General features: G+C 53.5%; 17 protein-coding genes. 13 read left to right on the forward strand and 4 right to left on the reverse strand.

Going from position 1 to position 14,205, the window contains the following annotated elements:
* The first annotated feature begins 237 nt into the window (after positions 1–237).
* The 3 genes from H7U06_RS05695 (at position 238) to H7U06_RS05705 (ending at position 2,973) form a co-directional block, all read left to right on the forward strand.
* Positions 238–1,128 (forward strand): DMT family transporter, encoded by an 891-nt coding sequence (locus tag H7U06_RS05695; RefSeq protein WP_175625236.1) that lies wholly within the window; start codon positions 238–240, stop codon positions 1,126–1,128.
* A gap of 226 nt (positions 1,129–1,354) precedes the next feature.
* A complete protein-coding gene (gene pbpG / locus H7U06_RS05700) occupies positions 1,355–2,563 on the forward strand; it encodes a D-alanyl-D-alanine endopeptidase (protein WP_370458606.1) in 1,209 nt (402 codons plus the stop codon).
* Positions 2,564–2,646: 83 nt separating this feature from the next.
* Positions 2,647–2,973, forward strand: a complete 327-nt coding sequence (locus H7U06_RS05705) for a hypothetical protein (RefSeq protein WP_175625237.1) — start codon at positions 2,647–2,649, stop codon at positions 2,971–2,973.
* Between the two features lie 75 nt (positions 2,974–3,048).
* Here H7U06_RS05705 and H7U06_RS05710 read toward each other — a convergent pair whose 3' ends face one another.
* Positions 3,049–3,831: an IclR family transcriptional regulator gene (locus H7U06_RS05710; protein WP_175625238.1), complete on the reverse strand. Its 783-nt coding sequence runs from the start codon at positions 3,829–3,831 to the stop codon at positions 3,049–3,051.
* A 238-nt stretch (positions 3,832–4,069) separates the two neighbouring features.
* On the opposite strand from H7U06_RS05710, the gene H7U06_RS05715 reads away from it, so the two are divergent.
* The gene (locus H7U06_RS05715; RefSeq protein ID WP_175625239.1) at positions 4,070–4,471 is read left to right on the forward strand and encodes a diacylglycerol kinase; all 402 of its coding nucleotides are present in this window, start codon (positions 4,070–4,072) and stop codon (positions 4,469–4,471) included.
* A gap of 77 nt (positions 4,472–4,548) precedes the next feature.
* Here the strand turns inward: H7U06_RS05715 and H7U06_RS05720 are convergent, their stop codons facing one another.
* Entirely contained in the window at positions 4,549–5,103 is a 555-nt protein-coding gene (locus H7U06_RS05720) for an NADPH-dependent FMN reductase (protein ID WP_175625240.1), read from the reverse strand.
* A 58-nt stretch (positions 5,104–5,161) separates the two neighbouring features.
* Positions 5,162–6,211, reverse strand: coding sequence for an NADP(H)-dependent aldo-keto reductase (locus H7U06_RS05725; RefSeq protein ID WP_175625241.1), 1,050 nt, complete (start codon positions 6,209–6,211; stop codon positions 5,162–5,164).
* 208 nt (positions 6,212–6,419) lie between these two features.
* On the opposite strand from H7U06_RS05725, the gene H7U06_RS05730 reads away from it, so the two are divergent.
* From H7U06_RS05730 to H7U06_RS05770, 9 genes are all read left to right on the forward strand, one after another.
* A complete protein-coding gene (locus H7U06_RS05730) occupies positions 6,420–7,424 on the forward strand; it encodes a sulfate ABC transporter substrate-binding protein (RefSeq protein WP_175625242.1) in 1,005 nt (334 codons plus the stop codon).
* Between the two features lie 24 nt (positions 7,425–7,448).
* Positions 7,449–8,039, forward strand: a complete 591-nt coding sequence (gene ssuE, locus H7U06_RS05735) for an NADPH-dependent FMN reductase (protein ID WP_124573421.1) — start codon at positions 7,449–7,451, stop codon at positions 8,037–8,039.
* A 147-nt stretch (positions 8,040–8,186) separates the two neighbouring features.
* The gene (locus tag H7U06_RS05740) at positions 8,187–9,167 is read left to right on the forward strand and encodes a sulfonate ABC transporter substrate-binding protein (RefSeq protein ID WP_175625243.1); all 981 of its coding nucleotides are present in this window, start codon (positions 8,187–8,189) and stop codon (positions 9,165–9,167) included.
* Between the two features lie 53 nt (positions 9,168–9,220).
* Positions 9,221–10,369, forward strand: coding sequence for an FMNH2-dependent alkanesulfonate monooxygenase (gene ssuD, locus H7U06_RS05745; protein WP_175626046.1), 1,149 nt, complete (start codon positions 9,221–9,223; stop codon positions 10,367–10,369).
* Between the two features lie 9 nt (positions 10,370–10,378).
* Positions 10,379–11,209, forward strand: coding sequence for an aliphatic sulfonate ABC transporter permease SsuC (gene ssuC / locus H7U06_RS05750; RefSeq protein WP_175625244.1), 831 nt, complete (start codon positions 10,379–10,381; stop codon positions 11,207–11,209).
* Between the two features lie 14 nt (positions 11,210–11,223).
* Entirely contained in the window at positions 11,224–12,057 is an 834-nt protein-coding gene (locus tag H7U06_RS05755) for an ATP-binding cassette domain-containing protein (RefSeq protein WP_175625245.1), read from the forward strand.
* Positions 12,058–12,102: 45 nt separating this feature from the next.
* Positions 12,103–12,321, forward strand: a complete 219-nt coding sequence (locus tag H7U06_RS05760; protein WP_124573425.1) for a molybdopterin-binding protein — start codon at positions 12,103–12,105, stop codon at positions 12,319–12,321.
* An 80-nt stretch (positions 12,322–12,401) separates the two neighbouring features.
* Complete coding sequence (locus H7U06_RS05765) at positions 12,402–13,247, forward strand: EAL domain-containing protein (protein ID WP_175625246.1); 846 nt, start codon at positions 12,402–12,404, stop codon at positions 13,245–13,247.
* Positions 13,244–13,795, forward strand: a complete 552-nt coding sequence (locus H7U06_RS05770; protein ID WP_175625247.1) for an alpha/beta hydrolase — start codon at positions 13,244–13,246, stop codon at positions 13,793–13,795. Before H7U06_RS05765 ends, H7U06_RS05770 begins: the two co-directional genes overlap by 4 nt.
* A gap of 15 nt (positions 13,796–13,810) precedes the next feature.
* Here H7U06_RS05770 and H7U06_RS05775 read toward each other — a convergent pair whose 3' ends face one another.
* Positions 13,811–14,179 (reverse strand): cytochrome c family protein, encoded by a 369-nt coding sequence (locus tag H7U06_RS05775; RefSeq protein WP_175625248.1) that lies wholly within the window; start codon positions 14,177–14,179, stop codon positions 13,811–13,813.
* Between the last annotated feature and the right edge of the window lie 26 nt (positions 14,180–14,205).

Consider the following 14,205-nt stretch of genomic DNA (forward strand, 5'->3'; position numbering starts at 1 on the left):
CTACTCCTTTATATGAAGGGCATATCTAACTACATGGGTTAAAATTCTGTTGTGCGTCGCAACATGAACTCATTTTTAGTCATTGCAAACGGCATGTCAAGCACTTTTTGTTGCGTTGCACAAAATAAATATCCAGCCTGGAAAACAAAGGTTTCAGCTGCAGTAAGGCCGTTTTCCCGGTAGGGGACGGCACCAAAGATAATGCAGGCGCACATAGACGCCGCACAGAAAGCAGAAATGTCCACAGAAGCACGCAGTACCCCTAGTCCCTGGCTCGCCGCCATGCCGTTTTTCTTCGTACTGATCTGGAGTACGGGCTTCATCGTGGCGAAATTCGGCCTGCCTTATGCGCCGCCGCTGACCTTCCTCGCCTTGCGCTTCATAGGCGTACTCATCATCCTGCTGCCGCTGGTCTTGCTGCTGCGTGCGCCGTGGCCGGTCGGCAGCATGCGGCACATTGCGGTGGCCGGCATCCTGGTGCAGGCGGGTTACCTGGCAGGCGTCTGGTGTGCGATCAAACTCGGCATGCCGGCCGGTTTATCGGCGCTGATCGTCGGCATGCAACCAGTACTGACGGCGTTTGCTGCGCCGCTGATCGGTGAGAAGGTGCGGCCGCGCCAGTGGATAGGCCTGATCTTCGGCCTGTGCGGTGTGGCGCTGGTGGTGGCTAACAAGATCACCGTGATTGGCCTGACCTGGGGCAGCATCGCACTGTGTGTGATGGCACTGCTGTCGATCACGATAGGTACCATGTACCAGAAGCGTTATTGCCCGCATTTCGATCTGCGTACCGGTACGATTATTCAATTCGCGGCGTCTTGCGCCGTGGTGGTACCGCTGGCAATGATCTTCGAGGATTTCTCGCCTGCCTTGCAGACCGTAGAGTGGACCCCCAGCTTCATCGGCGCCTTGCTCTGGTCTGTGGTTGCGCTTTCCATAGGCGCGATCTTCCTGTTGTTTGCCTTGATACGTAAAAGCGCAGCGACCCAAGTCACCAGCCTCCTGTATTTGACGCCGCCGACCACAGCCTTGATGGCTTGGGCGGCGTTTGGCGAGGTTTTCAGCCTGATCGGCATCGCAGGCATGTTGCTTGCTGTGATAGGGGTGGCTTTTGTAGTGAAAAAGTAGGTTTTTTCAGGCGTTTCTCCTATGAAATTCGTTGTTTCAAGGAAACTAATTTTTATCGAAAATCAGCTTATTTCTCATAAAAAATGCACCAAATGTGTGAAAAAAAAGATATCGATAGTTAGAAAATAGATTAATGAAAACAGCTAACTATCTAATTCTCTTGCACATTTTTAGAGATTTGCTAAACTGCAAGCCATATTTCATCGTACGTTTTGGGGAGTCGCAGATGCTTAAGTCCGCGCTGGGGATACTTTTTTCATCATTTATCGTTTTCAACGCCCCCACGGCGCTGGCTAAAGAGCCGAGTTCTGCTGCGACTAAAAAGTCTGCTGCCAAGAAGGCGGCACCAGCTAAAACAGCTTCCAAAGCGCCTGCTAAGACCGCATCCAAAAAGACCGCAGCGAGTAGCAAATCCGCAGCCAGCAGCAAAAAAACTGCAGCGCCAAAAAGTACTGCCAAAGCCAGCAGCAAAAACACCAAACAAGCACGCAACACCACTTCGCTTAACAGCAATGAAAAGCTGGTAAAGAAAGAAGTCGTCGTGCGAGGCAAAAAGAAAGTCATCTACCAACGCGTAGCGAAACCAGTCATGACCGTAGTGCCACCAGTGCTGACAGCTGGCGACATCGCTGGTCTCAACATGACGCGTGATTCCCTGGCACTCGCATCGAACGTAGCGCTGGTACTGGATCAATCGACATCGGCAGTATTGTTTGAAAAAAATGCGAACGTGACTTTGCCGATTGCATCGATCACCAAACTGATGACCGGCCTGGTCGTGGTTGAAGCACAGCAGGATATGAATGAAATCCTGGAAGTGACGGACGAAGATATCGATCGCGAAAAAAATAGCTCGTCGCGCCTGCGCGTAGGTTCGCAATTGTCACGTGCAAACATGCTGCACATTGCATTGATGAGCTCGGAAAACCGTGCTGCATCGGCACTCGGTCGTCACTACCCGGGCGGCATCCGCGCTTTCGTCGCAGCGATGAATGCAAAAGCACGTGCGCTCGGCATGAGCGGTACGCATTATGTGGATTCGACCGGCCTCTCCAGCAACAACGTGGCAAGCGCTGCCGACCTGGCCAAGCTGGTGATCGCAGCTTCCAATCACTCGATACTGCGCCAGTATTCGACCGATACCAAATATGTAGTCGAACCAGGTGGCCGTGCCCTGCAATACGCAAACTCGAATCGTCTGGTCAATAATCCTGATTGGGAAATCGGTATCCAGAAGACCGGCTACATCTCTGAAGCAGGTCGCTGCCTCGTGATGCAAGCCAACATCAATGGTCGTCCTATCGTCATGATCTTCCTGGATTCCAAAGGCAAGCTCTCCCGTCTGGGTGACGCAGCGCGCATACGCAAATGGCTGGAAACCCAGCATCCGCAACCGCAAAATATTGCGGGCAAGCGCAGAGCGGTTGAGAGCTGATTTTTGAATTAAAGAACTAGCTGATTTTTCTAACGGCAGGATTCGATTTCGGATCTTGCCGTTTTTACTTTTTGGGCGATTAAATGGAATTCAGTGCAGGCTATTGGGTTGTGCTGTTTGTGGGATTTATTGCGGTTGTGGTGCCGTCTGCTGTCGTTGCCATCCGCTTCTGGTCCGCGAGCAGGGCTAGTCGCGTTTGCGTACTTATTGGCATGTTGGTTGTACTGGTGCAGGGGGTACTCATGGTCTTCGCTGAAAGCGATTCATCTCCTTCTGATATACCACCATTTTCATTTGAGGTAGGGTCACTGGTATTTCTTCTCTTTTGGGGAGTTTGGTTTTATATGGCCATGTTTGTATATGGCGTAGTGCAGGGAGGCAAAGCTCTGATGCGAAGAAAGCTTGATTGAGCCTGACGTTTGATTAATAAAAAAGGCGAACTACGGTTCGCCTTTTTTTATTTGCCGCTCAATTCGCTGCGGTCTTTAGTTCGCTTCGCTATAGCCCAGTGCTGCTGAAATCTGCTTCGCAGTTTCCATCAGGTCAGCCAGCCATTCTTCCTGCAAGCGATCGGCCGGAGCAGAGATGGAGAGACCTGCGATCAGCCTGCCAGTGTCGTCATGGATGCCTGCCGCCATACAGCGCACGCCCAGCTCCAGCTCTTCATTGTCGCGTGCATAGCCGTGCAGACGTACCTGATTGAGTTCGCCTTCCAGCTTCTTCAGGTCGGTAATCGAGTTTTTGTTGTGACCGGCGAGACCGGTGCGGGTCGCATAGGCTTGCACCATGCGTGGCTCATCGATAGACAGGAAGAGCTTGCCGGTCGAGGTCAGGTGCAAAGGGGCACGTCCGCCGACTGCACGTACCACCTGCATGCCGGAACGCTCGGAGAAGGCACGGTCGATGTAGATGATTTCATCGTTCTGCCGTACCGACAGGTTCACGGTTTGATTGGTTTTGCGATGCAGGTGACGCATCAGGTCGAGTGCAGCTTCGCGCACATCGAGGCGACTTTTGACGATATTGCCCAGCTCAAGCAAACGCATACCGAGCCGGTAGGTGCCGGGCTCGGAACGATCGACAAAGCGTTTGATAACCAGGTCGTTGAGGATGCGATGCGCAGTGGAAGGATGCAAGCCAGTCACGCTGGAAAGCTCTTTCAGGCTGACTGGGTCCGGGTACAGTGCCAGGGCATCCAGTAGCGCCACCATGCGTTCTATGACTTGAATCGAGGTTTTGTCTGTCTCTGCATTAATTGCTGTTTTCATGTTCTGGTTTGTGCATTGCAGTCCAGACTTTATATCACATTGTGAAAGATGACAAAAGTCTACTTTCATTTAATTGCGTGGTAACAAGCTTGCTTAACGCCATGTTCACGTCCAGGCGGTGACAATTGACAACTTTGCGGCGCTTGTGCCCAATCTGGCTTGCACCGATAATCGCTGCAGTCTATTGCGCTGCATTATTCCGCCGCCTGGGCGTTTTTCCACCTACACCGTGTATCGCATGATCAATCAAGAACCACCAGTTAGTGAATTCAAAAGCAAAAGCGGCCTGAAGCGAATTTTTTCCGCGTTCGGCTATTCGATCGCTGGATTCAAGACTGCATGGAAGGGCGAGCATGCATTCCGCCAGGAGCTGATCGTCGTGGTGATCGCAACGATAGCAGCATTGCTGTTGCCGGTGTCCGCATTACAGAAGCTGGTGCTGATAGGTGTATTCGTGCTGGTGTTGATAGTTGAATTATTGAATTCGGCGATAGAGGCCGTCGTGGATCGCGTCTCGCTGGAGCGCAATCCTTTATCGAAGAATGCCAAGGATCTGGGCAGTGCTGCGGTGATGCTGGCCTTGTTGCTGGCGTGTGCAACCTGGCTGGTGATTTTGTGGCCGGTATTCGTTGGCGCATGAAGCGATTTTAAGCAGCCCCCCAATAAAAAACGGCGTAACGAGGCATCTGCCTTGTTACGCCGTTTTCAGTTTACGTATCAAATATTGCGTTCTATCCAGAGATCAAAAGCGATCAGGAATTTTTTCAGGAATTCAGCGGTCGAGGGCTCGGTGATATCACCTTTGTCGTCGAAGAGCTTGCCGCCGTTACCAATGTAGGCTTCTGGCTGCGGCATGGTTGGTACATTGACAGATGCCAGTACCTGACGCAAATGATGGTTGGCACCAAAGCCACCGACTGCACCCGGCGAGACGCTGACCACAGCACCGGGTTTGCCGGTCCACGCACTTTGACCATAAGGACGTGAGCCGGTGTCTATCGCGTTCTTTAGCACGCCAGGTACCGAGCGATTGTATTCAGGCGTTACGAACAACACGGCATTCGCCGATTTGATCTTGTTCTTGAAATCACTGACGGCTGGTGTAGGTGTGCCTTCATGATCCTGATTGAAAAGCGGCAGATCGCCGATTTCCACTATGGTCAGTTTCAATGATTCTGGTGCCAGCTTGGCGAGTGCCTGCGCCATCTTGCGATTCATCGAATCCTTGCGCAGGCTGCCGACAACAACAGCGACGTTATAAGTTTTGCTCATGACCTTCCTTTCGTGGGAGAAGTACTGCGTTGACTTATTTACTCATGCATGTCCGATATCATGCTGCGGGATTGGCATGTCGGTTATGAATTTCTTCGATACCGTCCAGTACTGCTGCATTGAGTTCGAGATTGATGCTATCCAGATTGCTTTGCAATTGCTGCAGCGTGGTTGCACCGATAATCGTACTCGTTAAAAACGGTCGTGTGTTGACATATGCCAGTGCCATCTGCGCCGGGTCCAGACCATGTTTGTGCGCCAGTGCGACGTAGGCTGCCACCGCGGTTTCCACTTGCGGTGCCTTGTAGCGCACGAAGCGCTCAAACAGGGTGATGCGGCCATCAGCAGGGCGTGCACCGTTCAGGTACTTGCCAGACAGCACACCGAACGCGAGTGGCGAGTAGGCGAGCAAGCCTATCTGTTCCTGATGCGAGAACTCCGACAGGGCGATTTCAAAGTAACGATTCACCAGGCTGTACGGATTTTGGATGCTGACTATGCGTGGCAAGTTCAATTGTTCCGATGCGCGCAGAAATTGCGCGAGTCCCCACGGTGTTTCATTCGAGACGCCGATGTAACGTATTTTCCCTTGTTTAACGAAGTCAGCCAGCACTGACAGCGTCTCGGCAATCGGTACCGTGTCTTCATCCGGGTGGTGTGTGTAATTCTGCCGACCAAAAATATTCACAGTGCGATCCGGCCAGTGCAGCTGATACAGGTCGATGTAATCCGTTTGCAGGCGTTCCAGGTTGCCGTGCAAGGCTTCGGTCAGGCTGGTACGGTCAAAACTGTTTTGGCCATTGCGTACATGTTGTGGCTGGTGGGGCAGTCGGGCAGGGCCAGCGGCTTTGGTGGCGATGATCAATTGATCACGCTTGCCGGATTTCTTGAGCCAGCTACCGAGATAGCGTTCGGTCAGGCCCTGTGTTTCCGGCTTGGGCGGCACCGGATACATTTCTGCGGCATCGATCAGGTTGACGCCAGCAGCGATTGCCATATCCAGTTGCGCGTGGGCTTCTGCTTCGGTGTTCTGTTCGCCCCAGGTCATGGTGCCTAGTGCGATATTGCTTACTTTGATATCTGTTTTTCCAAGTTGCTGATACTTCATTGCGTGCATTCCTTTCAGGGTGGTCTTTTTTAGTCTAGCAACAAATGAAGAATGGGGTGCAAGCTGGAAAAGACGGGATTCTTCAGCAGAAGGCGAGATATTCCTTATGCATAAAACGCATAAGGAACGAAGAAACAATTCGTTTTGTTTTTGTCGGCAGCAATTTAATCTTCAATCTCCAGAAACGAAATCGCTCAAGGGGAAGAAAATGTTGCTGAAGAAATTGCTAGGAACCGCATTCGCAATCGCGCTGGTTGCGCCTAGCGTACATGCTGCTGAAGTGTCGTTGTTGAACGTTTCGTACGATCCGACGCGTGAACTGTATCAAGAGTTTAACAAAGCTTTCGCCAAAGAGTGGAAAGCCAAGGCCGGTGACGACCTCAAACTGAAAGCGTCGCATGGTGGTTCGGGCAAACAGGGCCGTGCGGTGATCGATGGTCTGGAAGCGGACGTAGTCACCCTGGCGCTGGCATATGACATCGATGCGATTGCAGAGCACGGCTTGCTGGCCAAAGACTGGCAAAAACGCCTGCCGCACAATAGCTCACCTTACACTTCGACCATCGTGTTCCTGGTTCGCAAAGGCAATCCTAAAGGCATCAAGGACTGGAACGATCTGGTCAAACCAGGCGTATCAGTGATCACACCAAATCCAAAAACATCGGGCGGCGCACGCTGGAATCACCTGGCAGCATGGCTGTATGCATTGAAACAACCAGGCGGCACTGAAGCAACTGCGACCGACTTCATCTCGAAGCTGTACAAAAACGTACCAGTGCTGGATTCCGGTGCACGCGGTTCGACCACTACTTTCGTTGAACGCGGTATCGGCGACGTGCTGCTGGCATGGGAAAACGAAGCCATCCTGGCAATCAAGGAACTCGGCCCGGACAAGGTGGAAATCGTTGCTCCGTCTGCCAGTATCCTGGCTGAACCACCAGTTGCAGTTGTCGACAAAGTGGTCGATCGTCGTGGCACACGCAAAGTTGCTGAAGCTTACCTGAAGTACTTGTACTCGACCGAAGGTCAGGAAATCGCAGCGCAAAACTACTATCGTCCTATCGATGAAAAAGTAGCGAAGAAATATGCAGCGCAATTCCCGAAACTGAAGTTGTACACGATTGCGGACGTAGGCGGCTGGACAGCAGCACAGAAGAAACACTTCTCTGATGGCGGCGTGTTCGACCAGATCTATCAACCAGGTAAAAAATAATCTGCATCATTCTTTGGAACAGAAATGAATATTTTGTTGCTCGCGGGTAGTCCTTCAACACCATCACGTTCTACCCGCTTGCTGCATCACGTAGGCGAAAGACTGGCACTGCTGGGACATCGTTATGTGAAGCTGCATGTACGTGATTTGCCTGCCCAGGCACTGGTGCATGCAGATTTCAATGATGAGTTGTTGCGGGTGGCACGGGAACAAGTCGCGCAGGCGGATGCAGTTGTGATTGCTACGCCGGTCTACAAGGCGGCGTATAGCGGAATACTGAAAGCCTTCCTCGACTTGCTGCCACAGGATGGCTTGCGTGGAAAGCTGGTCTTGCCCCTGGCGACAGGTGGCAGCCAGTCTCATATGCTGGCCCTCGATTACGGTTTGCGTCCTGTGTTGTCGGCGCTGGATGCCAAGCATGTATTGCCGAGCATTTATGCGACAGACCTGCAGATCAACTGGTCTGCAGAGCAGGGCTTGACTCTGGACCCGGCGATAGCCAAGCGCGTAAGCGATGGCATAGAGAACCTCTCTGCCAGCTTGTCTGCGCTGAATGAAGTAGCACTCAACGAGTTCGACTCGATTCCTTTCTCCAGCGTGCGTTGCAGTGTTTGATCGAGCGTTAGTTTGAACGCTGCTGCGCAGTTAGCCAAAGCAGCAGTTTAGCCGCACAAATATCTATCCGGTAGTTTGAAAAAAATCGGTGCTACGGCACCGATGGGGAACTTTTTTCTCAAAATTTTGCATAACAAGGAAAACGACATGAGCAATGCGAACGATAAGCGTCAGGCCAAGCGGCGCACCCTGGGATATTTGTCGGCGGCAGCAGTAGGTGCACTCAGCATCGGTTTGCCTAACTTCGCGGGTGCACAAAACAAAACTGTGCTGCGCATCGGTTACCAGAAGTACGGCACGCTGGTCATCCTGAAAGGTCGCGGCTCGCTCGAGAAGCGCCTGGCAGCAGAAAACATAGAAGTGAAATGGACAGAATTCCCGGCCGGCCCTGTCTTGCTGGAAGGCCTGAATGTAGGCAGCATCGACTTCGGTACCGTCGGTGAAGCGCCACCTATCTTTGCCCAGGCTGCAGGTGCGGACCTGGTGTATGTCGGCAATGAGCCGCCTTCGCCTACCAGCGAAGCCATCATCGTGCCGAAGAACTCGACACTGAAAACCGTGGCCGATCTCAAAGGTAAAAAGGTCGCATTGAACAAAGGTTCGAACGTGCATTACCTGCTGGTCAAGGCACTGGAAAAAGCAGGTCTCGATTACAAGGATATCGAAACCATTTTCCTCGCTCCGGCCGATGCACGTGCAGCGTTTGAGCGCGGCAGCGTCGATGCATGGGTGATCTGGGATCCGTTCCTGGCCGCAGCAGAAAAGCAAATCGGCGCACGCGTACTGGCTGACGGTAGCGGCATCGTTGCGAATCACCAGTTCTTCCTGGCATCGCGTGGCTACGCAGAGAAGAACCCCCAAATTATCTCCATCTTGCTGCATGAGCTGGATCAAGTAGACCAGTGGAGCAGCAAGAACCTGAAAGAAGTCACGAATATCCTGGCAGCCCAGACCGGCCTCGACCAGCCTAGTGTGGAACTGGCAGCGAAACGTTATTCATATGGCGTAAAACCGGTAACCGCAGAAGTCATCGCCGAACAGCAAAAGATTGCCGATGTATTCAGCAATCTGAAACTGATCCCGAAAAAAATCACAGTCAAGGATGCGCTGGTTTCGGCCAAGCGTTAAGTAATGCAGCACGGCGCTAGCGCCAGTTTGTTTGAAGGAATGAGATCATGAGTTTGAATGTATTTTGGTTTTTGCCGACACATGGCGATAGTCGTTATCTGGGTACCTCCAAAGGTGCGCGTCAGGTTGATTTCGATTATTTGAAACAGGTCGCTGTATCGGCAGATACGCTGGGTTACGACGGCGTATTGCTGCCGACCGGTCGTTCGTGCGAAGACGCATGGGTGGCCGCATCGAGCCTGATCGGAGTAACCAAACAATTGAAATTCCTGGTCGCGGTACGCCCGGGTTTGAGTACACCAGGTCTGGCCGTGCGCATGGCCGCTACTTTCGATCGTTTGTCGAAAGGCCGTTTGTTGATCAATGTCGTGACCGGCGGTGATCAGGCTGAACTGGAAGCTGATGGCCTGCATGCGAGCCATTCCGAGCGTTACGAAATCACCGATGAATTCCTGAAAGTATGGCGCGCCTCCCTGTCTGGTGAGGGCGGTGATGCAGGCTACAATTTCGCCGGCAAGCATATACAGGTCAAGGGCGCGAAGACCTTGTACCCGCCAGTACAAAAACCATATCCGCCGCTGTACTTCGGCGGCTCGTCACCAGCAGCGCATGAATTGGCTGCAGAACAGGTGGATGTCTACCTGACCTGGGGTGAACCACCGGCTGCCGTGGCGGAAAAAATTGCCGACATGCGTGCACGTGCCGCTAAACACGGTCGTACCTTGAAGTTCGGCATACGCCTGCACGTGATCGTGCGCGAAACCAATGAAGAGGCATGGAAAGCCGCCGATGAATTGATCAAGTACGTCGATGACGATCTGATCGCGCGGGCACAGGCTTCGTTCAACAAGATGGATTCGGAAGGCCAGCGCCGCATGGCGGCATTGCATGGCGGTAAAAAGGACAAGCTCGAAGTATCACCTAATCTGTGGGCCGGGGTCGGACTGGTACGTGGTGGCGCAGGTACCGCCTTGGTGGGTGACCCGGAAACGGTCGCCGCACGTATGCAGGAATATGCCGATCTCGGTATCGAAACCTTCATCCTGTCCGGCTATCCGCATTTGGAGGAGTCATATCGCTTTGCCGAACTGGTATTCCCATTGCTGGGCAAAGGCAAGGCGCGTTCGGGGGAAGCGGTCTTGACCGGTCCATTCGGCGAAGTCATTTCCAATGACATCCTGCCTAAAATTTCACAGAGCTAAGGAATCCTGATGAGTGCCGTTCTCCCTAATCTCGCTACCGGCAGCACTGCCGCAGCCAGGACGCCATCAAGCTGGCGTGCCAGCGGTCTGAAAAAGCTGGTGCCGTGGATAGTGCCTGTACTGTTGATCAGTGTGTGGCAATTTGCTTCGCAAATCGGCTGGCTCTCCAGCCGCATCTTGCCGGAGCCGTTTGCAGTAGCGAAAGCAGCATGGGAGCTGGCACTGTCCGGCGAGTTGTGGACCCACGTCAAGGTTAGCTTGTGGCGTGCCACTACCAGCTTCGCGGTCGGTGGCGGACTGGGTTTGTTGCTGGGTTTGCTGACCGGTACCTTCAAGACGGCAGAGACATTGCTGGATACCACCTTGCAGATGATACGCAATATTCCGGCGCTGGCTTTGATACCACTGGTCATCCTGTGGTTCGGCATAGAAGAAACCTCGAAGATTTTCCTGGTCGCAGTGGGAGTGTTCTTTCCGGTGTATCTGAATACCTTCCACGGCATACGCTCGGTCGATAAAGGCTTGATCGAGATGGCCAAGAGTTATGGCTTGTCAGGCTGGTCGTTGTATCGCGATGTGATTCTGCCAGGTGCCTTGCCTTCGATCCTGGTTGGCGTGCGCTTCTCGCTGGGTCTGGTGTGGGTATTGCTGATCGTGGCAGAAACCATCTCGGCGCAATCCGGCATCGGTTACATGACGATGAATGCGCGTGAGTTCCTGCAAACCGACATCGTGCTGGTAGGCATCCTGCTGTATGCCTTGCTGGGCAAGCTGGCTGACGTGGTATCGCGCGCGCTGGAAGGTTACTGGTTGCGTTGGCATCCTGGTTACCGTCATTAAGAATGAGACAGCTTATGCAAATTAATCAAACAGAACAGCAGGCATTGTCCGCTGCGCCGGACACGCGACGTGGCATCCGCGTTGCGGTTGAGAGCCTGTACAAATCCTATGGCGGTCGTGAAGTACTGAAAGCGATCGAACTGACATTGGAGCCGGGCGAATTCGTCGCCGTGGTTGGTCGCAGTGGTTGCGGTAAAAGTACCTTGCTGCGCCTGGTGGCGGAACTGGAAACAGCAGACAGCGGCACGCTGACTTTTGGCGATGGCAAGACCGCGCCGGAAACCCGCATCATGTTCCAGGACTCGCGCCTGCTGCCATGGAAGCGTGTGCTCGACAACGTCGCACTCGGTCTGCCGAAGAAAGACGATGCGCTGCAAGCCTTGCGTCAGGTCGGTCTGGAAGAGCGTGCTGGTGAATGGCCAGCAGTCCTGTCCGGTGGCCAGCGTCAGCGCGTGGCGCTGGCACGAGCGCTGGTGCATGACCCTGAATTGTTATTGCTCGATGAACCGCTCGGCGCACTGGATGCACTGACGCGTATCGAGATGCAGCAATTGATCGAAACCTTGTGGCAAAAGCGCGGCTTTACCGCCTTGCTGGTGACTCACGATGTGCAGGAAGCGATTGCCCTGGCGGATCGCGTGGTGCTGATCGAGGATGGCCGCATCACGCTGGATGAACGCATACCGCTGGCACGACCACGCGCACGTGGCAATGCCACGTTTGCACAGCTGGAAGAAAGAATTCTGGCGCATGTATTGCAGATACCGCCTTCGGCTGACGCTGATGAATCTTCCCTGGGCGATGTTTCACTGCTGAAAACAGTGAACCAGTTTGCCTGGGCCGTTTAACTTGTTTGATCGAAATACATTTTTAACCCACACGAAGGAAATAGCATGAGCATCGAAAAAATCAACGCACGTAATCAATTCAAAGGAAAAATCAGCACCATCATCGAAGGCCCGGTCGTCTCGGAAGTCGATGTGGAAACACCAGCCGGTATCGTGACTTCGGTCATCACCACACGCTCGGTCAAGGATCTGGAATTGAAGATCGGTACCGAAGTGGTGGCACTGGTGAAAGCGACTGAAGTGTCGCTCGCCAAACTGTTATGAACCTAAGGCGCTTCTGAAAGCGTGCCTGCGATGGACGCAGGCGCTTTCAGATGTCTCCTTGATGATCAAGGAACAGCAGTATGACTTTCCCCGCCTTGCAACAATATTTATCGCGCCTGCATGTTTCCCCCCAGGCTGACAGTAGCTTGGGGCTGGACCAGCAGGGACGTGCCCACGGACGCTACTTCAACTCGACGCTGACCAGTGCCTTCCAGCCGATACGCTCGCCAGAATCAGGCGGCATCATCGGTGTGCAGGGTTTCATGCGCAGCTATTCCAAGAATGACACCGGCCTGAGTATCTGGAAATTGCTGGATACTGGCGCCACCGATGAACAATCGATAGAACTGGATAGATTGTGCCGCCTGCTGCACGCGGTCAATTTCTATCGTCAGCCGGAAATGGTGGATTACGACCTCTACCTCAGCGTGCACGCGCGCCTGCTGGCAGCGGTCGATAGCAATCACGGCATGTCATTCCGCCGCATACTCGATGTACTCGGTTTGCCGCACAAGAAAATCGTTTTGCAATTGCCGCTGATCCAGCCGGACCAGGCCTGGCTGCTGAACTATGTTGCTGACAACTATCGCCGCAATGGTTTCCGCCTGGCAGTGAATGCTGCGAATGCGCGCCAGGGGCTGGATCTGCTGGAGCAGGTGCAGCCGGATGTGATCAAGGTTGACGTGCGAGAAATCACCGATGAAGCCGCTACCCTGGACTTGCTCAGCGTGGCCGGTGAGAAGAATGTGAAGCTGGTTTTCAAACGTGTAGAATCAAGCCAGATTTACGACAAGCTGCGCAAGCTGGGTGCCCAGGCACATCAAACCATACTGGCGCAGGGTTATTTGTGGGATCAACCCAAGGCTAGCTTTGCGCAGGATGCGAGCGAGCCGGAAGCAATTGCGACGGCAGGCCTGGAATCATGACTCTCCCTTATCTATCTGATTATCGTGTATTGGTGGTGCCGGGTCTGCATGGCAGCGGCCCTGACCATTGGCAATCGCGCTGGGAGCGTTTGTATCCGAGCTTCCAGCGCGTCGTGCAGGACGATTGGTCGCAACCCGACCTGACACGCTGGGCGCAGCGCATGACCGAAGTCCTGAGTGAGTCGGATCAGCCTACGCTGATCGTCGCGCACAGCTTTGGTTGTCTCACCACCATGCAGGCAGCGAGTCATGGTCGCTTTGACCTGGCAGGAGCCTTGTTGGTCGCACCGGCCGATCCGGAAAAGTTCGGGGTCGATGACATCTTGCGCGATGCGCGCCTGCCATGTCCGTCCATCGTCATCGGCAGCAGCAATGATCCGTGGATGGCAAGCAATCGTGCGGCTTACTGGGCTGATGTCTGGGGTTGCGGTTTCCTCAGTGCGGGTGCACTCGGACATATCAATGCGGAATCCAATCTGGGCGATTGGGAGCAGGGCTTGCGCCAGTTACAGACCTTGCTGGACATGGTGCATCCCAGCTGCAACTAGTTTGCTGACGTCTGTTTATTTGAAGGTTTGCAGATAAGCCAGCAAGTCGGTCAGCTGCTTCTCATCACTGATGCCGAAAAAGCGCATCTTGTTACCCGGCACTACATCATCTGTCGATTTAATGAAGGCACGCAGGTTGGCCTCAGTCCATACCACGCGCGAAGAACTCATCGCCTTGGAATACTTATAGTCTTTGGTCGTGCCTGCAGTACGTCCCACGATGCCATTCAATTGCGGACCAAAGTTGCCGCGTGCAGATGGTCCTACCTGATGGCAATTCGCACATTTGGCAAATACGCGTTTGCCAGCGGCGACGTCACCTGCTGCGTGGCTGGTGGAAGCCAGTACGCTGAGCGCGAGCGACATCAATAAATTCTTGTACATGTTTGGATGGGAACTATCGCATGCGT

This window comes from Herminiimonas sp. Marseille-P9896, from assembly GCF_903993245.1.
GTDB classification, from domain to species: domain Bacteria; phylum Pseudomonadota; class Gammaproteobacteria; order Burkholderiales; family Burkholderiaceae_D; genus Oxalicibacterium; species Oxalicibacterium contaminans.